27 protein-coding genes and 3 tRNA genes are annotated in these 20,779 nt (G+C 65.8%); 21 read left to right on the top strand and 9 right to left on the bottom strand.

Translation table 11 applies throughout. From position 1 onward, the window contains the following. Positions 1-17: 17 nt before the first annotated feature. Positions 18-464, bottom strand: coding sequence for a hypothetical protein (locus CSQ99_RS21030; protein WP_176561132.1), 447 nt, complete (start codon positions 462-464; stop codon positions 18-20). Positions 465-504: 40 nt separating this feature from the next. On the opposite strand from CSQ99_RS21030, the gene CSQ99_RS21025 reads away from it, so the two are divergent. After that, positions 505-1,083: a TIGR03086 family metal-binding protein gene (locus CSQ99_RS21025; RefSeq protein WP_099040935.1), complete on the top strand. Its 579-nt coding sequence runs from the start codon at positions 505-507 to the stop codon at positions 1,081-1,083. Positions 1,084-1,170: 87 nt separating this feature from the next. On the opposite strand, the gene hisC is transcribed toward CSQ99_RS21025, so the two are convergent. Next, the gene (gene hisC / locus CSQ99_RS21020) at positions 1,171-2,226 is read right to left on the bottom strand and encodes a histidinol-phosphate transaminase (RefSeq protein ID WP_099040934.1); all 1,056 of its coding nucleotides are present in this window, start codon (positions 2,224-2,226) and stop codon (positions 1,171-1,173) included. Positions 2,227-2,321: 95 nt separating this feature from the next. Here hisC and CSQ99_RS21015 point away from each other — a divergent pair. The 5 genes from CSQ99_RS21015 to CSQ99_RS20995 all read left to right on the top strand — a co-directional run bounded on the left by CSQ99_RS21015 (position 2,322) and on the right by CSQ99_RS20995 (position 4,003). Next, positions 2,322-2,413 (top strand) — tRNA-Ser (locus tag CSQ99_RS21015). Positions 2,414-2,427: 14 nt separating this feature from the next. Beyond that, positions 2,428-2,500, top strand: a tRNA-Arg gene (locus CSQ99_RS21010). A gap of 23 nt (positions 2,501-2,523) precedes the next feature. After that, entirely contained in the window at positions 2,524-3,084 is a 561-nt protein-coding gene (locus CSQ99_RS21005) for a mycothiol transferase (protein WP_099040933.1), read from the top strand. A 9-nt stretch (positions 3,085-3,093) separates the two neighbouring features. Next, positions 3,094-3,597: a metallophosphoesterase family protein gene (locus CSQ99_RS21000; protein ID WP_099040932.1), complete on the top strand. Its 504-nt coding sequence runs from the start codon at positions 3,094-3,096 to the stop codon at positions 3,595-3,597. Next, positions 3,590-4,003, top strand: a complete 414-nt coding sequence (locus CSQ99_RS20995) for an MmcQ/YjbR family DNA-binding protein (protein WP_099040931.1) — start codon at positions 3,590-3,592, stop codon at positions 4,001-4,003. The genes CSQ99_RS21000 and CSQ99_RS20995 overlap by 8 nt, the downstream gene beginning before the upstream one ends. Before the next feature lies 1 nt (position 4,004). On the opposite strand, the gene CSQ99_RS20990 is transcribed toward CSQ99_RS20995, so the two are convergent. Continuing rightward, on the bottom strand, positions 4,005-4,343 hold the full coding sequence (locus CSQ99_RS20990) for a winged helix-turn-helix transcriptional regulator (RefSeq protein ID WP_176561131.1): 339 nt from the start codon (positions 4,341-4,343) through the stop codon (positions 4,005-4,007). Between the two features lie 89 nt (positions 4,344-4,432). Between CSQ99_RS20990 and CSQ99_RS20985 the strand changes: the two genes are divergently transcribed. Genes CSQ99_RS20985 through CSQ99_RS20970 form a run of 4 tightly spaced genes read left to right on the top strand, consistent with a single transcriptional unit; the run spans position 4,433 to position 8,934 of the window. Then, positions 4,433-5,311: an NAD(P)-dependent oxidoreductase gene (locus tag CSQ99_RS20985; protein ID WP_099040929.1), complete on the top strand. Its 879-nt coding sequence runs from the start codon at positions 4,433-4,435 to the stop codon at positions 5,309-5,311. Next, positions 5,308-6,165: an NAD(P)-dependent oxidoreductase gene (locus CSQ99_RS20980; protein WP_099040928.1), complete on the top strand. Its 858-nt coding sequence runs from the start codon at positions 5,308-5,310 to the stop codon at positions 6,163-6,165. Before CSQ99_RS20985 ends, CSQ99_RS20980 begins: the two co-directional genes overlap by 4 nt. 37 nt (positions 6,166-6,202) lie before the next feature. Beyond that, on the top strand, positions 6,203-7,036 hold the full coding sequence (locus CSQ99_RS20975) for an SDR family oxidoreductase (RefSeq protein ID WP_099040927.1): 834 nt from the start codon (positions 6,203-6,205) through the stop codon (positions 7,034-7,036). A gap of 20 nt (positions 7,037-7,056) precedes the next feature. Beyond that, positions 7,057-8,934 (top strand): alkyl/aryl-sulfatase, encoded by a 1,878-nt coding sequence (locus CSQ99_RS20970; protein ID WP_099040926.1) that lies wholly within the window; start codon positions 7,057-7,059, stop codon positions 8,932-8,934. A gap of 91 nt (positions 8,935-9,025) precedes the next feature. Here the strand turns inward: CSQ99_RS20970 and CSQ99_RS20965 are convergent, their stop codons facing one another. Both CSQ99_RS20965 and CSQ99_RS20960 read right to left on the bottom strand, forming a co-directional pair. Continuing rightward, the gene (locus CSQ99_RS20965) at positions 9,026-9,799 is read right to left on the bottom strand and encodes an SDR family NAD(P)-dependent oxidoreductase (RefSeq protein WP_099040925.1); all 774 of its coding nucleotides are present in this window, start codon (positions 9,797-9,799) and stop codon (positions 9,026-9,028) included. Continuing rightward, positions 9,796-10,854 carry a zinc-binding metallopeptidase family protein gene (locus tag CSQ99_RS20960; RefSeq protein WP_099040924.1) on the bottom strand — a complete coding sequence of 353 codons (1,059 nt, stop codon included), beginning with the start codon at positions 10,852-10,854 and terminating at the stop codon, positions 9,796-9,798. The genes CSQ99_RS20965 and CSQ99_RS20960 overlap by 4 nt, the downstream gene beginning before the upstream one ends. A gap of 18 nt (positions 10,855-10,872) precedes the next feature. Here CSQ99_RS20960 and CSQ99_RS20955 point away from each other — a divergent pair, with 18 nt between their 5' ends. Both CSQ99_RS20955 and CSQ99_RS20950 read left to right on the top strand, forming a co-directional pair. Continuing rightward, complete coding sequence (locus CSQ99_RS20955) at positions 10,873-11,475, top strand: histidine phosphatase family protein (protein ID WP_099040923.1); 603 nt, start codon at positions 10,873-10,875, stop codon at positions 11,473-11,475. Positions 11,476-11,484: 9 nt separating this feature from the next. Continuing rightward, on the top strand, positions 11,485-12,513 hold the full coding sequence (locus CSQ99_RS20950) for a phosphotransferase family protein (RefSeq protein ID WP_099040922.1): 1,029 nt from the start codon (positions 11,485-11,487) through the stop codon (positions 12,511-12,513). Position 12,514: 1 nt separating this feature from the next. On the opposite strand, the gene CSQ99_RS20945 is transcribed toward CSQ99_RS20950, so the two are convergent. Then, positions 12,515-12,889: a LapA family protein gene (locus tag CSQ99_RS20945; RefSeq protein WP_099040921.1), complete on the bottom strand. Its 375-nt coding sequence runs from the start codon at positions 12,887-12,889 to the stop codon at positions 12,515-12,517. A 140-nt stretch (positions 12,890-13,029) separates the two neighbouring features. On the opposite strand from CSQ99_RS20945, the gene CSQ99_RS20940 reads away from it, so the two are divergent. From CSQ99_RS20940 to CSQ99_RS20920, 5 genes are read left to right on the top strand one after another with little or no spacing between them, the layout of a single operon-like run. Beyond that, on the top strand, positions 13,030-14,001 hold the full coding sequence (locus CSQ99_RS20940) for an ABC transporter substrate-binding protein (RefSeq protein WP_099040920.1): 972 nt from the start codon (positions 13,030-13,032) through the stop codon (positions 13,999-14,001). Then, positions 13,998-15,107: an ABC transporter ATP-binding protein gene (locus CSQ99_RS20935; protein WP_099040919.1), complete on the top strand. Its 1,110-nt coding sequence runs from the start codon at positions 13,998-14,000 to the stop codon at positions 15,105-15,107. The genes CSQ99_RS20940 and CSQ99_RS20935 overlap by 4 nt, the downstream gene beginning before the upstream one ends. 2 nt (positions 15,108-15,109) lie before the next feature. Next, the gene (locus CSQ99_RS20930; RefSeq protein WP_099040918.1) at positions 15,110-15,775 is read left to right on the top strand and encodes an ABC transporter permease; all 666 of its coding nucleotides are present in this window, start codon (positions 15,110-15,112) and stop codon (positions 15,773-15,775) included. Positions 15,776-15,780: 5 nt separating this feature from the next. Beyond that, the gene (locus tag CSQ99_RS20925) at positions 15,781-16,563 is read left to right on the top strand and encodes an ABC transporter permease (RefSeq protein ID WP_099040954.1); all 783 of its coding nucleotides are present in this window, start codon (positions 15,781-15,783) and stop codon (positions 16,561-16,563) included. Then, on the top strand, positions 16,560-17,156 hold the full coding sequence (locus CSQ99_RS20920) for a putative glycolipid-binding domain-containing protein (protein WP_099040917.1): 597 nt from the start codon (positions 16,560-16,562) through the stop codon (positions 17,154-17,156). Before CSQ99_RS20925 ends, CSQ99_RS20920 begins: the two co-directional genes overlap by 4 nt. On the opposite strand, the gene CSQ99_RS20915 is transcribed toward CSQ99_RS20920, so the two are convergent. Then, positions 17,119-18,078: a prephenate dehydrogenase gene (locus CSQ99_RS20915; RefSeq protein WP_099040916.1), complete on the bottom strand. Its 960-nt coding sequence runs from the start codon at positions 18,076-18,078 to the stop codon at positions 17,119-17,121. The two genes, CSQ99_RS20920 and CSQ99_RS20915, sit on opposite strands and share 38 nt — an antisense overlap. A 93-nt stretch (positions 18,079-18,171) precedes the next feature. Here CSQ99_RS20915 and CSQ99_RS20910 point away from each other — a divergent pair, with 93 nt between their 5' ends. Continuing rightward, positions 18,172-18,693, top strand: coding sequence for a tRNA adenosine deaminase-associated protein (locus tag CSQ99_RS20910; RefSeq protein WP_099040915.1), 522 nt, complete (start codon positions 18,172-18,174; stop codon positions 18,691-18,693). Then, entirely contained in the window at positions 18,690-19,139 is a 450-nt protein-coding gene (locus tag CSQ99_RS20905; protein ID WP_099040914.1) for a nucleoside deaminase, read from the top strand. Before CSQ99_RS20910 ends, CSQ99_RS20905 begins: the two co-directional genes overlap by 4 nt. Before the next feature lie 97 nt (positions 19,140-19,236). Here CSQ99_RS20905 and CSQ99_RS20900 read toward each other — a convergent pair whose 3' ends face one another. Continuing rightward, a complete protein-coding gene (locus CSQ99_RS20900; RefSeq protein ID WP_099040913.1) occupies positions 19,237-19,542 on the bottom strand; it encodes a DUF732 domain-containing protein in 306 nt (101 codons plus the stop codon). 128 nt (positions 19,543-19,670) lie between these two features. Here CSQ99_RS20900 and CSQ99_RS20895 point away from each other — a divergent pair. Continuing rightward, a tRNA-Ser gene (locus CSQ99_RS20895) sits at positions 19,671-19,761 on the top strand. Positions 19,762-19,822: 61 nt separating this feature from the next. Here the strand turns inward: CSQ99_RS20895 and CSQ99_RS31915 are convergent. Then, on the bottom strand, positions 19,823-20,041 hold the full coding sequence (locus tag CSQ99_RS31915; RefSeq protein ID WP_425437846.1) for an aromatic-ring hydroxylase C-terminal domain-containing protein: 219 nt from the start codon (positions 20,039-20,041) through the stop codon (positions 19,823-19,825). A gap of 178 nt (positions 20,042-20,219) precedes the next feature. Here CSQ99_RS31915 and CSQ99_RS20885 point away from each other — a divergent pair, with 178 nt between their 5' ends. Next, entirely contained in the window at positions 20,220-20,777 is a 558-nt protein-coding gene (locus CSQ99_RS20885) for a TetR/AcrR family transcriptional regulator (RefSeq protein WP_176561129.1), read from the top strand. The last annotated feature ends 2 nt before the right edge of the window (positions 20,778-20,779 follow it).

The following is a 20,779-nucleotide window of genomic DNA, read 5'->3' as shown; positions in this document are numbered from 1 at the left end:
CGGTGAAGGCTATCCACTCACGGTGGAGAGCCCGACACCACCTCGCTGACCGTGAGGTCCGGCATGAACTGGCACATGGCGCCGGCCATGATCATCGCCGTGAACTCGGCTTCCTCGTCGGTCACGCCCTCCTCGGTGAGGATCGCGCGGATCACGGCTTTCTGGGTGGCCTCGTCGAGGCCGGTGTACTCGTCGCATGTCATCGTCTGCGCGTTCGCCGGTGCCGGGACGTCGGGGACATCCGAACCGGGCATCCCGGGTAGGTCCGGCAGACCCGGAATGTCGGGGAACTCAAAGTCCGGCAGTCCCGGAATCATCGGCTGCCCTGGCTCGGTGTCTGGAGATGAGATCGGGGGTCCCGGCTCGGTTGTCATTGCGACAGTGCCCTCCGTGGTGCGCGAGCAGCCGGTCGCGAGGCCCACCAGGATCAGCGCCGCTGCTCCGACCCGCACGTACGTCTTCATCTGGGCAACGATAGGCGCAAGCGCGACGTAGCGTGGGAGCATGCCCGACCTGCGTGCAGGACCCGATTCACCGCCCGCGGACGAACTCGAATGCGCCGAAGCGACCTTCGCCGTGCTCGAGCAGGTGCTGCACGGAATCGCCGACGACGACCTTGACAAGCAGACGCCGTGCCGAGAGTTCGACGTCGCAAGCCTCACCGATCACCTGATGAACTCGATCACCGTGATCGGCGGCGCGGCCGGCGCCGAGTTTCCCGAGCGGGACCGGACGGACTCGGTGGAGCGGCAGGTCGTCATGGCGGGGCGGCCGGCACTGGATGCCTGGAATCGGCGTGGACTGGACGGGACCGTGCCGTTCGGTTCCGGCGAAGCGCCCGCCAAGATGATGGCGGGCATCCTTTCGCTCGAATTCCTGGTACACGCCTGGGATTACGCGGCCGCGATCGGACGTGAGGTGAATGCGCACGATTCGCTGACCGACTACGTCATGGGATTGGCGAAGACGATCATCACCCCGCAGGGCCGAACCACCGCCGGTTTCGACGATCCGATCGAGCTTCCCGATGAGGCTGGTTCGCTGGACCGGCTGCTCGCTTTCACCGGCCGCCGGCTCGGCTAGACGCGTTCGAGGTGCGCAAGATTGCTTCCAGGGTCGTGGATAGCCTTTTGCAGCAGCCCTCAGTGCAATCTTCGCGGCGTCGGCCCGCTAGACCCAGCTGCGCGCGAACTCCAGGAACATGTCGTTCTCGTGCTCCGCGGCGATCGTGACACGCACGCCGTCCTCCCCGTAGGGCCGCACGATGATCCGGCTGTTCGCTGCGGCCTGCGCGTACTCCTGCGCGCGTCCCGGCAGGGGCAGCCAGACGAAGTTGGCCTGCGACGGCGGCACGGTATAGCCGGCGTCGAGAAGGGCTCGCGTCACGCGGGCGCGTTCGGCCACGACGGCGTCGGTGCGGGCCAGGAGTTCGTCGGCGGCGTTCAGCGATGCGATGGCCGCGGCCTGCGAGACGCTGGTCGCGGTGAACGGGACGTAGACCTTGCCGAGTGCGGTGATGATGTCCGGGTCGCCGACGGCGTAGCCGATGCGCAACCCGGCCAGGCCGTATGCCTTCGAAAACGTCCGCAGCACAACAACGTTCGAGTGGGCTCGCACCAGCCCGAAACTGTCCGGCAGCAATCCGTCGCGGATGTACTCGACGTACGCCTCGTCAAGTGCGATCAAAATGTCTGACGGCACCGCCTCGATGAACCGGGCCAGCTGATCGGGGTCGACGACGGTGCTGGTGGGGTTGTTCGGGTTGCACACGAAGATCAGCCGGGTGCGATCGGTGATCGCGGCCAGCATCGCGTCGAGGTCGTAGATGTGGTCGGTCAGCGGCACCTGAACGGGGGTCGCTCCGGCGGTGCGGACCTGCAGGGGGTAGATCTCGAAGCTGCGCCAGCCGTAGAGCACCTCGTCGCCGACGGTGGAGGTGATCTGGATCAACTGCTGGCACAGGCTGACCGATCCGCAGCCGACGGAGATGTGTTCCGGGGAGAAGGCCCCGTTGTCCAGATGCTTGGCCAGGTGTTCTCTGAGCTCGACGTAGCCGTTGTCGGGGTACCGGTTGATGTTGTCGGTGGCCTTCTCGATCGCGGCCCGCACGCTGGGCAGTGGCCCGTGCACCGTCTCGTTGCTCGCGATCTTGATGGCCCCCGGCACGGTCTTACCGGGGGTGTAGGCCGGCAGATCGGCGAGTTCGGGTCGCAGGCGGGCGGTCACGTGACCTAGTTTATTGGGTCGGCTCAGTGCGCCCTGATCTGCTTTGCCTCGTCCCATGGCGGCTGTGTACTCTGTCGGATCGGCGGTAAACGTCGGGAGGCGTGCCAGAGCGGCCGAATGGGACTCACTGCTAATGAGTTGTCCGCCTTAAAGCGGACCGGAGGTTCAAATCCTCTCGCCTCCGCCAACAACTAAATACATGCGCCCGTAGCTCAACGGATAGAGCATCTGACTACGGATCAGAAGGTTGGGAGTTCGAATCTCTTCGGGCGCACTCTAGGTGTCTACGGTGTCGGTATGACGGACACGCCGTGGGAGCCGCCGCTGGCCGGCACCGAGGTCGAGCATCTGATCGGTGCGCTCGACCGGCTGCGCGCAACATTCCGCTGGAAAGCCGACGACCTCGACGCGGCAGCGCTGCAGACCCGGATCGGCGCATCGGCGTTGACTCTCGGCGGTCTGCTCAAGCACATGGCGATCAACGAGGACTACATCTTCACCCAGAAGCTGTACGGTGATCCCGTCGGAGAACCATGGGAATCACTGTGGGACGGCACAGACGATTGGGAGTTCACTTCGGCAGCCGACGACCCGCCCGAGACGCTGTATGCGCTCTGGGAGGACGCCGTGCAACGGTCTCGTACCCGGCTCGATGCGGCGCTGGCCCGGGGCGGCCTGGATCAGCTCGTCCACATCTCCGACGACGACGGCGACCACGCGAGCCTGCGTCGCCTGCTGTGCGACCTGATCGAGGAATACGGCAGGCATACCGGGCACGCCGACCTACTTCGCGAGGCGCTCGACGGCCGGGTGGGTGAAGATCCGCCGCCTGGCTGGGCGCCTCGGTCGGGCCGATAGATTAGGGCGGTGCGGCTCCTGCTCATCGCCGATACCCACGTTCCGAAGCGCGCTCGCGACCTTCCCACACGGGTGTGGGACGAAGTCGCAACGGCCGATGTGGTGATCCACGCGGGGGACTGGGTGGAGCCTTCGTTGCTCGACACGCTCGAGGCTCGTGCCCAGCGGCTGGTCGCCTGTTGGGGCAACAACGACGGCGAGGAGTTGCGTCGGCGGCTCCCCGAACGTGCGGACGTCACACTCGACGGACTGCGGTTCACGGTCACACACGAGACCGGAGCATCGAACGGTCGCGAGGCGCGGATGGCCAAGGTCTACCCCGACACCGACGTACTGGTCTTCGGCCATAGCCATATTCCTTGGGACACTTGCGCGAAAACCGGTCTACGGCTGCTCAATCCGGGCTCTCCGACAGACCGTCGCCGGCAGGAGTTCTGCACGTACATGACCGCGACCGTGCGCGACGCCGAACTCACCGACGTCGTGCTGCACCGACTGCAGCGCCATGCGTGATCGGCCAGCGTGCATCGCCGACGTGCATGAGATCGCCGCGGCGATGCCGCACACCACCCGCATCGAGGGCCCGAAGGGCAACGCGATCTACCAGGTGGGCGGCAAGTCGTTCGTGTTCTTCCGCACGCCGCAACCCGATGCCGAGGATCGGCAGACCGGCGAGCGCTTTACCGACGTGATCATGATCTGGGTCGAGTCGGAAGCCGACAAGCTGGCGCTTGTCCAGGACCCGCACTCGCCGTTCTTCACCACAGAGCGCTTCGAAGGTCATCTTTCGGTTCTGGTGCGCGCCAGCCGATTAGCGGAGATCGGGAGGATCGAGCTGACCGAGCTGATCCAGGATGCCTGGCTGTCTCGGGCGTCGAAACGGCGCGGCGAACGATGGTTGGCCGAGCAGGAAAGCTGAGTCAGCCCGCTTCGGCGGCACAGATCAACTTGATGTACTTGGTGGCCCAATCACCAAGCGGGTTAAGCGCTTCCAGTAATTCCTCACCGGCTGCGGTCATCGAGTACTCCACCCTGGGCGGCACTTCGTGATAGCTCTCGCGGTGCACGACGCCGTGGCGCTGCAACTCCTTGAGGTGTTGGGTCAGCATTTTCTGGGAGATGCCGGGTAGATCTCGATGCAGCGCGTTGAAGCGCTTCGGGCCGCCCTTGAGCTCCCAGAGGATCAGCGGCTTCCACTTTCCGTCGACGACGGCCATCGCGGCATCCAGACCGCAACTGAACTTGCCTAACGAAGCCACAGCTCACTCCCAATAGTTTCAATAAGGTAAGTATCCCACTTTTTAGTGGGTACTTGTCGAAAACTCCGCGTCCCCTCAACGATGGTGCCATGACAATCACCAAACCCGCAGTGAGTTTCCTTGGGCTCGGCGAGATGGGCTCGGCGCTGGCGGCTGTCGTGCTGCGCGCGGGCCATCCGACGACCGTGTGGAACCGCAACGCCGCCAAAGTGGCCCCACTTGTCGACGCTGGGGCCACCGCCGCGCACACCGCCGCCGACGCTGCAGACGCCGAGTTGATCGTGGTCTGCCTGTTCGACCACGCGTCCGTGCACGAGGTGCTCGATCCGATTGCGGATCGGCTCGCGGGCCGGCGCCTGCTCAACCTGACCACCACGTCACCCGACGGGGCTCGCGAACTCGCCCGCTGGGCGGCGGCAATCGGCGCCGATTATCTGGACAGTGGCATCATGGCCACCCCGGAGATGATCGGCACGCCGAAGGCGGAAGTCCTCTACAGCGGGTCCCGCCAGCTGTACGATAGCTACCGCGGCGTGCTCGGAACCTGGGGAACCGCCGAGTATTTCGGTGACGACGCGGGCATGGCATCGCTGTATGACCTGGCCCTGCTGTCGTCGATGTACGTGATGTTCGCCGGGTTCTTCCACGGAGCGGCGATGGTCGGTGCGGCGGGCGTACCGGCCAAGGACTTCGCCACCCGCGCCGTCGAATGGTTGCGGACGGTGGTTCCCGCGATCACCGAATACGCCGAGGTCATCGACGGCGGCGACTACTCGGTGCCGGGGCAGCAGAGCCTCGAGTTCTCCGACATCAGTGACATCGTTGACGCCAGTCGCGCGCATGGCATCAGTACCGAACTGGTGGACGTGGTGCAGGGCCTGATACACCGGCAGATCGATGCGGGCCACGGCAGCGACGGCGTCGCGCGCGTCATCGAGAGCATCAAGCATCCGCGGGCGGCGGCATGACCGCGGTCGCCGTATTGGGTTTAGGTCCGATGGGTCAGGCGCTTTCGGGCGCGCTGCTGGATGCGAACTACCGCACCACGGTGTGGAACCGCACCGAGGCCAAGGCCGACGCGGTCCGTGTACGTGGCGCGGCGTGGGCGGCGACGCCTGCTGAGGCGGTCGCCGCCGGCGACGTCACGCTGATCAACGTCGTCGACCATGACGTGGTCGACGTCCTGGTGGAGCAGGCGGGCGATGCCGTGGCGGGGCGAGTCATCGTCGGGCTGAGCTCCGACACCCCCGACCGCGCCCGGCGTACCGCAAAACTCGTCGCAGACCTCGGCGGCCGGTACCTCGACGGCGCCATCATGACGCCAACCGAGACGATCGGAACACCAAGCGGCAGCATCCTATTGGCCGGACCGGAGCAGCTGTTCGCGACCTGCCGCGACCTCTTCGGCGCGCTGGGTGAGCCGACGTGGCTGGGGTCCGACCACGGGCGCGCGGCGGCGTTCGACATGTCGCTGCTTGACGTTTTCTGGACGTCGGTCAGCGGGTTCCTTCATGCGTTGACGATGGCGAGGGGCAACGGGATCACGCCGGGTGAACTTCTGCCCCACGCCAGGGGCATTGTCGACATCCTCGGCCCGATCTTCGACGAGTTCGCCGAACGCATCGCAAACAGTCGGCATGACGACAGCAGCGCACCGGTGTCGTCCGTCGCGACATCGGTGCGACACCTCATCGCCGCATCTCATGACGCGGGCGTCGATGCCGGTGTGCTCGACGTGTTCCGGCGCTATGTGGACGCCACTGTGGCCGACGGCCACGGCGCGGACGAGGTCAGCCGAGTCGCCTCGGCGATGACACGGTGAGGGTTAGTCTGCGCTTCTCGGTGCGAGAGGGGCAGCCATGGCATCAGCGTCGGCGATCAACGGGAAAGTGGTCGTCGTCACGGGGGGAGCGAGGGGTATCGGCCTCGCCACCGCGCGGACTCTGCACGCGCTCGGCGCCAAGGTGGCCATCGGTGACGTCGACGAGGCGACGGTCAAGGAGACCGGCGCGGACCTCGACCTCGGCTTCTACGCGCGCCTGGACGTGACCGACCGCCAGTCGTTCACCACTTTCCTCGACGACGTCGAACGCGAGTTGGGGCCGGTCGACGTGCTGGTGAACAACGCCGGAATCTGCCCGGCGGGTGGCTTCCTCGACGAACCCGACGAGGTCACCCAGCGGGCGATCGCCATCAACCTGTTCGGCGTCATCCTCGGCACCAAGCTGGCCGCCGAGCGGATGGTGAACCGGGGACGGGGCCACATCATCAACATTGCCTCCGTCGGTGCGGTGAACGCGGTGCCCGGCATCGCCACCTACTGCGCCACCAAGCACGCGGTGCTCGGCTACACCGATACCGCACGCCTGGAGCTGCGTGGCACCGGGGTGAGGGCTTCCGTGGTCATGCCGACTCTGACGAATACGTCGATGATCGATGGCGTTGCCAGCGCGTCGGGACTGAAGAACGCTGAACCCGAGGACATCGCGGCGGGAATCGTGGGGCTGATTGCGAAGCCGAAGCCACGCGTGACGGTGACGCGGCCGGCGGCCCTATTGATCGGCCTGTCACGGCGGCTCCCCCTCCGTGTCAGCGAGGCTGTCAGCCGCGCGATGAACGCCGACAGGATCTTCGTCGACGCTGCGCGCACCGCGGCGCGGCGAGACTATGAAGATCGCGCCCGCCACTCCTGACGGATGAATATCGTTGCGGCATGGATCAGAAGCCACCGACCGCCGTCATAGAGTCCGCACACGCCGATCAGCTCAACACTCTGCCTTTCGGTGACACCGCCGATTTCGAGGCCGCTGACCGTGGGTTCATCACTGCGCTGCAGCCATGCGTGATCAAGGCGGCCGACGGCCGCGTCGTATGGGACAACGACGCCTACGGCTTCCTGTCCGGCGATGCGCCGACCTCGGTGCACCCCAGCCTGTGGCGCCAAAGCCAACTGGTGGCCAAGCAGGGCCTCTACGAGGTGGTCGAAGGCATCTACCAGGTTCGCGGCCTGGACCTGTCGAACATCAGCTTCATCGAGGGCGACACCGGGATCATCGTCATCGACCCCCTGGTCTCCACCGAGACCGCGGCGGCCGCGCTTGCGATGTATCACGCCCACCGCGGGGACCGCCCGGTGGTCGCGGTCATCTATACCCACAGCCACGTGGACCATTTCGGCGGCGTACTGGGCGTGACGTCGCAGGCCGACGTGGACGCAGGCAAGGTCGCGGTGCTGGCACCGGAGGGGTTCACCGAGCACGCCGTACAGGAGAACGTCTACGCGGGTACCGCGATGGCTCGCCGCGCCGGTTATATGTACGGGGCGGCGCTCGACCGCGGCCCGCTGGGGCAGGTGGGCTGTGGTCTGGGACAGACGCCGTCGACGGGCGAGGTGGCGATCATCGTGCCGACCGTCGACATCACCACCACCGGCGAAACCCACACGATCGACGGTGTCGAGATCGAGTTCCAGATGGCGCCGGGCACCGAGGCGCCTGCCGAAATGCATTTCTATTTCCCGAAATACCGCGCGTTGTGCATGGCCGAGAACGCCACCCACAACTTGCACAACCTGCTGACCCTGCGTGGTGCGCTGGTACGCGACCCGCACGGGTGGGCCGGCTATCTGACGGAGGCGATCGATACCTTCGCCGACCGTGCCGACGTGGTATTCGCCTCTCACCACTGGCCGACGTGGGGTAAGGACCAGATCGTCGAATTCCTTTCGCTGCAACGTGATCTGTACGCCTACCTGCATGATCAGACGTTGCGGCAACTGAACCAGGGGTTCACCGGAATCGAGATCGCCGAGAGCTTCCAGATGCCGCCCGCTCTACAAAAGGCCTGGCACACCCACGGCTACTACGGTTCGGTCAGTCACAATGTCAAGGCCGTCTACCAGCGCTACATGGGTTGGTTCGACGGCAACCCGGCCCGGTTGTGGCAGCATCCGCCGGAGGCGATCGGACCGCGATACGTCGAAGCGATGGGTGGGATAGACAACGTCGTCAAGATTGCGCAGCAATCCTTCGACAAGGGTGACTTTCGTTGGGCTGCAACCCTATTGGATCACGCGATGTTTACCGACGAGAAGCACGCCGCTGCGCGCCAGCTCTACATCGCGACGCTGCAACAGCTGGCCTATGGCTCCGAAAACGGTCCGTGGCGCAACTTCTTCCTGGCCGGGGCCACCGAATTGGCCGACGGCAATTTCGGTACTCCGACCCAGGTCGCACCAACGACGTTGATGGCCCAGCTGTCGCCCGAGCAGATCTTCGATGCCCTGGCCATCAGCGTAAACGGCCCCAAGGCCTGGAACCTCGACCTCGCGCTCGACGTCACGTTCCTGGACACGGACATCAACTATCGGCTGACACTCCGCAACGGAGTACTGGTGTACCGCAAGGTGAATGCCGACGAAGCCACGGCCGGGGCCACCGTGAAGGTGGCCAACAAGGTGCGGCTGCTCGGGTTGGCGGCCGGCGATCTGTCGTCACCAGGGTTCGAGCTCGTCGGCGACGCCGCGGTGCTACAGCAGCTGACCGAATCGCTCGACCGGCCCGATCCGGGGTTCAACATCGTCACGCCGTAGCCGGCGGTCACGGCCGAATGGCCAGTTAACCGACGACTTTCGCGAACTTGCGTCAGATATGTGGCCACTCGGCGCATGACGGGTCAGCGGGTCAGGGAATCCCGCCGTCCACGCGGATGATCGATCCGCTGGTGTAGCTCGATGCATCCGACGCCAAAAACAGTGCGGCGCCGATGATTTCGGCGGGTTTGCCGAGTCGCTTCAGCGCAAACCGCTGCGCACCGGCCGTCGTCGCCTCGATGTCCCACGCCTTGCTGACATCGGTGAGGAACGGACCGGGCATCAGCGTGTTGACCCGCACGGTCGGGCCGTAGGCGAGCGCCAGCCCCTCGGTCAATGCGTTGAGTCCGGCCTTGGCCGCTGCGTAGGGCAGTTCGTGCGGCCCGGGACGCAGCGATCCCGTCGAGCTGACGTTGATGATCGATCCACCGCCGTCGGCGACCATGCGTTCAGCAACGAGCGCCGACAGCCGGAACGGGCCCTTCAAGTTCAGGTTGACGACCGCATCGAACAACTTCTCGGTCACCGAGCCCAACGACTCGTACAGCGGCGACATGCCCGCATTGTTGATGAGGACATCGACTTTGCCGAAGCGCTCGTATGCCGCGGCGACCAGCCCGTCGAGCTCGTCCCAGCGCCCGACATGCACCGCATACGGCAGCGCGGCACGGCCCGTCGCGGCGGTGATCTCCTCCGCGGTGGCGGCGCACGCGTCGTACTTGCGGCTCGCGATGACGACGTCGGCGCCGCAGTGTGCGGCGGCGAAGGCCATCTCCCGGCCCAGCCCGCGGCTGCCGCCGGTGACCAGCACCACCCGATCGGTGAGGTCGAACAGTTCGTCGGCGAACCCTCGTCCTTGGCTCACGTCACCTCCCGGATCACTTTCTGCACGAACCCCAGCTTGGCCGCCACGGGTGGTGGAATCTCGAACGGGTACAACGGATTCTTACCCATCGCCGTGTTGACCCGGTTGAAGAACAGCGACATCCATTTCCAGTCGTACAGCATCCGCTCGACGGGTACGTCCGCATAGGACTCGAGCGGCACCACGTCACGTGGCGCCGAGAAGCGCAGCCGGTCGGCGTGTAACACCATGCCTGCCTCACGACTGGTTTCAATGGAATCGGTGATGTGCAGATAGTGCGCGAAGCACTCCGCGAAGTCCTCCCAGGGATGCATGGTCGCGTACTCCGAGATGAACGTCTCCCGCCAGCCCTCGGGTGCACCGAACTTGTAGTGACGATCCAGGGCGCCGGAATAGCTGATGCGTTCGTCTCCGAACAGCCCCCGGCATTCAGCCAGGTATTTGTCAGCGCCGGCGCCGGTCTCGACCAACACGTTCTGGTAGTAGTGGCCGACCTCGTGGCGGAAGTGGCCGAGCATCGTGCGATACGGCTCGCCGAGACGCACCCGCAGCTTTTCGCGGTACGCGTCGAGCGACTCGACGAGGTCGATGGTGATGACTCCGTTCGCGTGGCCGATCACCACGCGCTCGCCCTCGCTGTAGCTGGAAACCAGGTCGAAGGCCAAACCGCCGTCGCGGCGCCAGAACGGATCGACGGGCAGGCCGATGTCGAGCAACTGATAGACCAGCCGTCGCAGGGCCGCGGCCGTCGGCACCAGCTTCTCCCTCGCGATGGTGTCCGAGGCGTCGGGCTCGCGGCGGATCAGGGCGTCGGCCTGGCAGCGGCCCCGCTGGTAGGCGTCCCGGTCCTCCTCGGGGACAAGCCAATTGCAGCCCAGTGTCGCGCTTTGGGTGCACCGGGTCCACCGCCGTCCGTCGATGCTGACCGTGTCGTCGGTGACCGCGAGCATCGACATCGTCGGCGGGTGCAGCCCCAGGGCGGCATGGCAGTTGTGGCAGCGGTGCGCCTCGAACGGCGCGAAGTTGTTGCACACGGGACAGGCGAATGCGCGCACGCGTCCTATGGTGTCACGGTGCAGTTGCTACTCATCCGGCATGCGTTGCCGCACCGCAGCGAGCCAGGACAAGGCTCCGATCCCGAACTTTCCGAAGAGGGCCTGGAGCAGGCCAAGAGGCTTCCCGACGCGCTGGCCCGCTTCCCGATAAGCCGCATCGTCAGCAGCCCGCAGATCAGGGCCAGGCAGACCGCTGCGCCCGTCGCCGATGCCCTGGGGCTCACGGTCGACATCGACGATCGGCTCGCCGAGTACGACCGTGACCTCTCGCATTACACACCGGTCGAGCAGATCTCCGCTGCGGACATGAAGCGGCTCGCCAGCGGCGACCTGCCCAGTGGGGTGGACCAGCCTGCATTCATCGCGCGGGTCAAAGCGGGCGTCGACGACGTCCTCGCCGCCGCCGACCACGAGGACACCGTCGCGGTCTTCACCCACGGCGGCGTCATCAACGCGCTGGCCCACACGGTCATGAAAACCGACCGCTTGCTGTGCGTACAGGTCGACTACGCGGGCGTCACCCGGCTGCTCTGGTCGTCGCGGCAGAAGGCGTTCTTCGTCGCGGGTATCAACGCGACTGAGCACGTGTGGGACCTGCTGCCCCGAAACCAGCAGTGGTAGACAAGTCCGGTGACCCAATCGCTTGAGGGGCTCGACCTCGACGCCCTGGACCGTCACCTGCGCTCCGTCGACATTCCCCGCTCCGGGCAACTGCGCGGAGAGTTCATCTCGGGCGGCCGGTCCAACCTGACGTTCCTGGTGTACGACGACGCGTCCAAGTGGGTGCTGCGCCGGCCCCCGCTGCACGGGCTGACCCCCTCGGCGCACGACATGGCGCGTGAATACCGGGTGGTGGCCGCATTGGCGGGCACCCCGGTTCCGGTGGCCGGCGCCGTCACGATGCGCAACGACGACACGGTGCTGGGTGCCCCGTTCCAGATGGTCGAGTACGTCGAAGGCCGCGTTGTTCGGCACACCAAACAACTCGAGGCGCTCGGTGACAAGAACACGATCAACGACTGCGTCGACGCGCTGATCAAGGTCCTCGCCGATCTGCACGCGGTCGACCCCGAAGCGGTCGGCCTCGGCGACTTCGGCAAACCCACCGGCTATCTCGAACGTCAAGTGCGGCGCTGGGGCGGGCAGTGGGATCTGGTGCGAACCGAGGACGACCCATGCGATGCCGACGTCAAGCGATTGCATTCCGCTCTGGCAGAGGCGATTCCATCGCAGAGCCGCAGCGCGATCGTGCACGGCGACTACCGCATCGACAACACGATGCTGGATGCGCAGGACGCCACCAAGGTGCTCGCCGTGCTCGATTGGGAGATGTCGACTCTTGGCGACCCGATCAGTGATGCCGCGCTGATGTGCGTGTACCGCCATCCGATGTTCAACCTGGTGCACGCGGATGCGGCATGGTCATCGCCGTTGATCCCGGCGGCCGACGAACTTGCGCAGCGCTACTCCGTGGCGGCCGGGGTCGGGCTGGATCACTGGGAGTTCTACATGGCGTTGGCGTACTTCAAGCTGGCGATCATCTCCGCAGGTATCGCCTATCGCGGCCGTGAGGGTGGCGGCGTCGCCGACGACACCGACCAGGTGGCAGAGGCCGTCGGCCCGCTGATCAGCGCAGGGCTGGAGACGCTGACGCGCTGAGTCAGAACGGTTGCGACTTGAGGTTCTTTTTCGCGGCGCGGCGCAGCTGAACGATTCTGGCGGTGCCGACGGCAACCGTCAGCAGGCCACCGCATACCGCGGCCAACAGAATCGCCACGCCCACAGGAAGATTCCACTCCCAGCCGAAGAAGTTGATGGTCGTGGAGTTGGTGTTCTGCATGATGAACACCAGCAGCACGATCAGAATCACGAAACCGGTGATCAGTGCCGACCACAGCGCGGCGGCGCGAGTGAACTTCACCGCCGATTCCGGCTTGGTCAGGTGTTCACCAGGCGTGGCGACCGGATCCGGCGGCAGTCCCTTCCCGGGCGCCGACGGTGGAAGGTCGGATGGGACGGACGGATCGGTGGTCATGGCTCCATCTTGCCCTTTCCGGAGTCGAATCAAACCAGTATGGGTACTCACGCTGAGCTAAAGCGCGGCGTGCCTGCGTGCGTGTCGATAGTGTCCTTCAGATGTCTGGAGGCCGAAAGGGCTTGGGTATGGCAGCGAATATGTCACTGCGGACGTCGAGCACGCGGAGATGGAATCTGGCGATTCTGGCGGCACTGCTGGCACTGATCGCATCGATCTCCTCGGCATGCGGCAGTTCCAATCCGCTCGGCGGCGGGGAGATATCGGGGGACCTCAAATCGATCGCCGTCGGGTCGGCCGACTTCACCGAAAGCAAGATCATCGCCGAGATCTACGCTCAGGCGTTGGAGGCCAACGGCTTCAACATCCGCCGCCAGTTCGGCATCGGCAGCCGTGAGACCTATATCCCTGCGGTACAAGACCATTCCATCGATCTGATTCCGGAGTACACCGGCAACCTCTTGCAGTATTTCGACGCGGAAACCACCGCGACGACGCCGGATGCGGTGCTGCTGGCGCTGCTCAAGGCGCTGCCCGGCGACCTGTCGATCCTCTATCCGTCACCCGCGGAGGACAAGGACACGCTCGCGGTCACCGAGGCCACCGCCCAGAAGTGGAATCTCAAGACCATCGCCGACCTCGCCACGCACTCGCCGGAGGTCAAAGTCGGCGCACCGTCGGAGTTTCAGACCCGGGTGACCGGCCTGGTGGGGCTGAAGGACAAATACGGTTTGGAGATCACGCCGGCCAACTTCGTCTCGATCAGTGACGGAGGTGGTCCGGCGACAGTGAATGCCCTGACGGGTGGCACCATCACCGCGGCCAACATCTTCAGCACCTCCCCGTCGATCGAGCAGAACAAGCTGGTGGTTCTGGAAGACCCGGAAAATGTGTTTCTCGCCGCGAACGTCGTTCCCTTGGTTGCGTCGCAGAAGATGTCGAACGAACTCAAGACCGTGCTGGACGCGGTCAGCGCCAAGCTGACCACCGAAGCGCTGATCGAGCTCAACACCTCGGTCGAGGGCAACCAGGGCGTCGACCCCGACGAGGCCGCGGCGAAGTGGATCACGGACAACGGCTTCGACCAGCCGGTGCAGAAGCCGGCCAAATGATCACATTCACCAACGTCACCAAGAAGTATCCCGACGGCACCGTCGCGGTCGACGATCTGACGCTGGAGGTGCCCGAAGGTACGCTCACGGTCTTCGTCGGGCCGTCGGGCTGTGGCAAGACCACGTCGATGCGGATGATCAACCGGATGATCGACCCGACCTCGGGCACTTTGACCGTCGACGGCAAGGACGTCACCAAGGTCGATCCCGTTCAGCTGAGGCTCGGCATCGGCTACGTCATCCAAAGTGCTGGGTTGATGCCACACATGCGCGTTGTCGACAACGTCGCCACGGTGCCTGTGCTTCGTGGCGAATCACGGCGCAGCGCACGCAAGTCCGCGTTGGCGGTGATGGAACGCGTCGGGCTGGATCCCAAGCTCGCCGACCGGTATCCGGCACAGCTCTCGGGTGGCCAGCAGCAGCGCGTCGGGGTCGCCAGGGCGCTGGCCGCCGACCCGCCGATCCTGCTGATGGACGAACCGTTCAGCGCCGTGGATCCGGTGGTGCGCGACGATCTGCAAACCGAAATCCTGCGGCTGCAAGCCGAATTGCGTAAGACGATCGTGTTCGTCACCCACGATATCGACGAGGCGGTCAAGCTCGGCGACAAAGTCGCGGTGTTCGGGCGCGGCGGCGTGCTGCTGCAGTACGCGGACCCCGCGTTCGTGTTGTCGAATCCCGCCAACGAGGACGTCTCGGCATTCGTCGGCGCCGATCGTGGCTATCGGGGTCTGCAGTTCTTCCACGCGACGGGGCTGCCGCTGCATGAGATCCGGCACGTCACCGAGACCGACGTCGACGGGCTGAACCTGAACCCGGGAGAGTGGTCGCTGGTCACCAAGGCCGACGGCACCCCGTACGCGTGGATCAACGGCGACGGTGTCGAACTGCATCGCAAAGGCAAAGACCTTTACGACAGCACCGTCGGTGGCGGGTCCTTCTTCCGGCCGGACAACACCTTGCGGCAGGCGCTCGACGCCGCGCTGTCCTCACCGAGCGGGCTGGGGGTCGCGGTCGACGACGAAGGCCACCTGATCGGTGGAGTGCGCGCCGACGACGTGCTCGACGCGCTCAAGGAGCAGCGCCGGATTCCGGAGTTGGGCTAGCCATGCGGTATCTGTTCACCCACCTGGACGACCTGTGGGCACTGACGGTGATCCACCTGCGCCTGTCCCTGATCCCGATCCTGCTCGGGTTGATCATCGCGGTGCCGCTCGGCGCATTCATTCAGCGGACCACCGCATTGCGACGGATTACGACGCTGACCGCAAGCATCATCTTCACCATCCCGTCACTGGCGCTGTTCGTCGTACTGCCGCTGATCATCCCAACGCGCATCCTGGACGAGGCGAACGTCATCGTCGCGCTGACTCTCTACACCGTCGCCCTGTTGGTGCGCGCGGTACCCGAGGCGTTGGACGCGGTATCACCGGCGGTGCTCGACGCCGCCACCGCCGTCGGCTACAAGCCGTTGGTCCGGATGCTGAAAGTTGAGCTGCCACTGGCGGTTCCGGTGCTCATCGCCAGCCTGCGTGTCGTCGCCGTCACCAACATCTCGATGGTGTCGGTCGGTTCGGTGATCGGCATCGGCGGTCTTGGCACCTGGTTCACAGAGGGTTACCAGGCCAACAAGAGCGACCAGATCGTCGCGGGCATCATCGCGATCTTCGTTCTTGCGGTCGTCATCGACACGTTGATCATGTTGGCCGGGAAGGTGCTGACTCCTTGGACACGCGCGGGGCGTCCGAGCCGGCTCAAGGCGGCGACCGGATGAGCCCGATGAGCTTCCTCACCGAGGCGCTGGCCTACATCTTCACCGCGGCCAACTGGGGCGGGCCTGCCGGGCTGACGGCGCGCATTCTCGAACACCTGCAGTACACGGTCGTCGCCGTCGTCTTCTCGGCGATCATCGCGGTTCCTCTCGGGATGCTGATCGGACATACCGGCCGCGGCACGTTCCTGGTCGTCACGGGGGTCAACGCCCTGCGCGCGCTCCCGACACTCGGCGTACTCCTGCTGGGAGTCCTGCTCTGGGGACTCGGGCTGATTCCCCCCACTGTCGCGCTGATGCTGCTCGGCATCCCGCCACTGCTCGCCGGCACCTACTCGGGCATCGCCAACGTCGATCCCCAGGTGGTGGACGCCGCCCGATCGATGGGCATGACCGAAAAGCGAATCCTGTTGCGGGTGGAAACACCCATCGCGATGCCGCTGATTCTCAGTGGGCTGCGGACGGCGACATTGCAGATCGTCGCGACCGCGACGGTGGCGGCGTACGCAAGCCTTGGCGGTTTGGGGCGCTACCTGATCGACGGCATCAAGGTGCGCGAGTTCTACCTCGCGCTGGTGGGCGCGTTGCTGGTGACGGCGCTGGCTCTGATCCTCGACGCCGCGCTGGCGTTCTCGGTGTGGCTGTCGGTGCCGGGCTCGGGCCGACTGCTCAAGTTTCGGAGCATGCCGCAACCGTTGCTCAGCGACGAGGTGGCGCTGGAGTCACGGTCACCGACCAAACGCTCAACCGGTGTCGGGCGGGCGTCTTCGTCAATTACGGTAGATGAGTGAGTGAAGTAGCCCGCTCAGAGCAGCACGATGGTTGGCCGGCGATTCTGACCTGGCGCGCGCATGACGTTCCGCGGATGGAGTCGGTGCGGGTGCAGCTTTCGGGCAACCGCATCAAGGCCTACGGCCGGATCGTCGCCGCCGCGACCCCGTCGCACCCGGCGTTCTCCGCGTCCTATGACCTGGTGACCGACGAGTCCGGCGCCACCAAACGGCTGTCGTTGACCGTGACGCTCGCCGAGCGGGAGCGGCAGCTTTCCATTGCGCGCGACGAGGAGAACATGTGGCTCGTCCAGCAGCACACCGGCGAGACTAGCCGCGCCGCCTATGAAGGCGCGCTGGACGTCGACGTGATCTTCAGCCCGTTCTTCAATGCCCTGCCCATCCGGCGAACCGGGCTGTATCAGCGAAGCGAGTCGGTGACGATACCCGTGGTGTACGTCAAGCTGCCGGAGCTGTTGGTCGAGGCCGCGGCCATCAGCTACAGCAGTTCGGACGACGGCATCAAGCTGCACTCGCCGGTCGCCGAGACCACGGTCAGCGTCGACGCCGAAGGTTTCATCCTCGATTACCCGGGCCTGGCAGAGCGGATCTGATCACCCCGCCGGCACGGCCCGCGGCGGCGAGCTCCTCGCGCCACCGTGCCTCGCCGATCGCCACGGTCACGATCTCGGGGCGGCCGAAGTTGTCGTAGCGCACCCGGGCGGCATGACCCGCCTCCACGAGCTCAGTCAGCGGCTTTCCCGCGGACAGCGCATCGCGGGCCTGGTTGAGCTGCTCGATGGTGCGGTCCAGGACCGGGAGCACCTGGTCGGCGTTGGCCTCGCACATAGCGCGGACAAGGTCCGGTGCGGTCGCCGCGACCCGCGTCCCGTCGCGAAACGACCCGGCGGCCAGCGCGAACGCCAGCGGCACCTCACCCGCCGTCGTCGCCAGCGCCTCGGCCAACAGGTGCGGCAGGTGCGAAATCGCGGCGGCGGCGGCGTCGTGCTCGTCGGATCGGGCGGGCACCACCACGGCGCCGCAATCCAGGGCCAGGTTCATCACCACCGTCCAGACGTCGGGGTCGACGTGGTCGTCCACGCTGACGACCCAGGGCGCCCCGACGAACAGGCGGGTATCGCCGGCGGCCCAACCGGACTGCGCGGTGCCCGCCATCGGATGCCCGCCGACGAAACGGTCCAGCAGTCCCACCGATCGGACCTCGTCCAGGACGCACGATTTGACGCTGGTGACGTCCGTGAGCGGGCATCCGGGCGCCAAATCCCGGACACGGCTCAGCAGCTGTGGCAGGGCAGGCACGGGCACGGCGAGCACGACGAGCGCGTTACTCTCGGTGGCCCGGGTCAAGGCCTCGTCAAGGTCTTCGGTCGCGTCGAAACCGTCCGCCGTCGCGGCCTGAACTGCCTCGATCGACCGGTTGTAGCCGAAAACCTCGCGTCCGGCCGCCGCGGCTGCGCGCATCAGGGAGCCGCCGATCAGGCCGAGGCCAACCACACAAACCGGCGTATGCGTCACCCCTCCAGCCTGGCATATTCCTGGTGACGCTGGGCGGTGGCATAGCGCAGCATTCCTGGTCAAGTCCCTGGTCGGGGACTACCGTTGGCCCCCATGGGAGCGCAGCGTGCCGCCACGCAGAAGCAGGCCGCCGACCGCCCGGACGGCTTCGGAGTGGCCGTGATCCGGGAGGAAGGCAAATGGCGTTGTGCCGCAATGCGCTCGGCAGCGCTCAACAGCCTGTCCGCCGCAGAAACCGAGCTTTGCGAAATCCGCAGTGCAGGAGCGATTTTCGGGCTCCTTGACGTCGATGACGAGTTCTTCGTGATCCTGCGGCCTGCGCCTGCCGGTACGCGCATGCTGCTGTCGGATGCCACCGCGGCGCTGGACTACGACATTGCCGCAGAGGTGCTGGAGAAGCTCGACAACGACATCAGCGAGGACGATCTCGACCCCGAGGAGCCGTTCGAGGAGGGCGACCTCGGGCTGCTCGCCGATATCGGCCTGCCCGAGGCCGTGTTGGCGGTCATCCTCGACGAGTCGGACCTGTATGCCGACGAACAACTCGGCCGGATTGCGCGGGAGATGGGCTTCGCCGACGAACTGTCGGCGGTTCTCGACCGTCTCGATAGGTGACGGACGAAGACCTGGTCCGCGCCGCGCTGGAGGCCGCGGTCGCCGCCGGACCCCGGGACGTCCCCATCGGTGCGGTCATCCTGGCCGCCGATGGCACCGAGTTGGCGAGGGCGGCCAACGCGCGCGAGGAAACCGGTGATCCGACCGCGCACGCGGAGATCCTGGCTATGCGCGCCGCCGCGGCGGTGCTCGGCGACGGCTGGCGCCTCGAGGGGACCACGCTGGCGGTGACCGTCGAACCCTGCACGATGTGCGCAGGCGCGCTGGTGATGGCGAGGGTCGCGCGACTGGTGTTCGGTGCGTGGGAACCCAAGACCGGGGCGGTCGGCTCGCTGTGGGACGTGGTGCGCGACCGGCGCCTGACGCACCGTCCGGACGTTCGCGGCGGCGTGCTGGCCGCCGACTGCGCGGCACCGCTGGAAGCGTTCTTCGCCAACCAGCGGTGAGGGGCAAGCGCCTCACGAAGATTGCGTCCAGGGCTGTGATCGGGCGCGATCTCACGACCCTCAACGCAATAACGAGTTCAGCGGTGAGGTCTTTGCCTCAGTTCGTGCTGGCGTACTCCGGGCAGAAGTACAGCGGAGCGCCGGCCATGATGTAGTTCGACAGGCCTTCGTTCTTGGTCGTGGCATCCAGGCGTTGCACGATGGTGGCCATATCAAGGCCGCGATCGTATTGGGCGCACACATCCTTGGCGAGGCTGGTCAAGGTCGCGCAATCGCCCGGATATCCCGCACTGGCCAGGCTTCGGCAGTAGTCGGATTCAGGGACCGCGATGGCGCTCGGCGCGCAAACGAGTGACGCGATTGCCCCGGAAATCACCAGGGCTGCGAGCGCAATGGTCTTCATCGCCACCTTTCTAGCGCTTGATACCCGGTTGCGCGGCCGGCCACGCGTTGCCGCCGCGCGTCGATTCGGTCTCGAAAGCTCGGACAGCGATTTCAGTGACGCGGCTGGCTCCCGGTAAGCTGCGACACGGTGGCGTGTCCGAGCGGCCTAAGGAGCACGCCTCGAAAGCGTGTGACGGGTAACCCCCGTCCGAGGGTTCAAATCCCTCCGCCACCGCCATATATTCCGGCCGATACCGAGGACGTGCCCAACTCCTCACCCAGCCACCGACGCAGCGCCGTCATCCACCCCTGGCGGTCAGATGAGTCCCCACCCACGCGATGTAGCCATCGGGCCGGACCAGCACAGCAGGACCGGTGTCGGATCGCTCGACTTCGGCAAGGCCTGTGACGTCGATCGGCCGCGTCCCCCGTTCCCGGATGTGCACGAACCCCGCGCAGCGCTGAAGCTCCGTCAACTTGCGCTGCGTCAACTGGATTTCGGAGGCACGCGTGCCCACGAGCGGGTGCTGACCGGACTGGATCAGTACCCGCTTGCCGATGGGGTGACGTTCGTCGTGGTAGGTGTCGAGCACGTCGTCGTCGGCGCCCGAGAGGACCGATTTGGATCGCAGTGACGGTCACTGAAGGTAGGACTGTGCAGCCATGCTGTCAACAGTCGTTGAATACACTCTGGGAATGGCTGCACGGACACGGGATGCGGCGGCGACGAAGGCTGCGATCATGGCTGCCGCGAGGGCACAGTTCGGACAAAACGGATTCGAGAGGACGACTATCCGGTCGGTGGCGAAGGCGGCGGGCGTTGATCCGGCGCTGGTGATGCATTACTTCGTCAACAAGGACAATCTTTTCCGCGAGGTGTCGCGTCTGGACATCTCACCCCCGGACCTGTCCGGTGTGGCGCCCGAGGACGTGGCCGACGTGATGTTGCCGCTGTTCGTCGAGGTGTGGGGACCCGAAGGCCCCTTCTTGCCGCTGCTCCGCGCCGCAGCGTCGAGCCAGGCGGCGGCGGACGCACTCCTCGACGTCTTCGCCCGGCAGGTCGCGCCGGCGCTGGCCGCTGTAGCGATCGACAGGCCGATGGAGCGTGCCGCACTGATCGGGTCCCAACTGCTGGGCATCGCGGTCGGGCGCTACATCATTGGTATCCCGCCGCTGGTCGCGATGGATGATCAAACGTTGGCGCGCTGGCTCAAACCTGTTCTGACGCACTACCTGACTGATCCGGCGCCCTAAGA

The sequence above is a fragment of the Mycobacterium neglectum genome (genome assembly GCF_002591975.1).
GTDB lineage: Bacteria > Actinomycetota > Actinomycetes > Mycobacteriales > Mycobacteriaceae > Mycobacterium > Mycobacterium neglectum.
The sequence above is the reverse complement of the archived record's forward strand: the minus strand, read 5'-3'. Positions and strand labels throughout refer to the sequence as shown.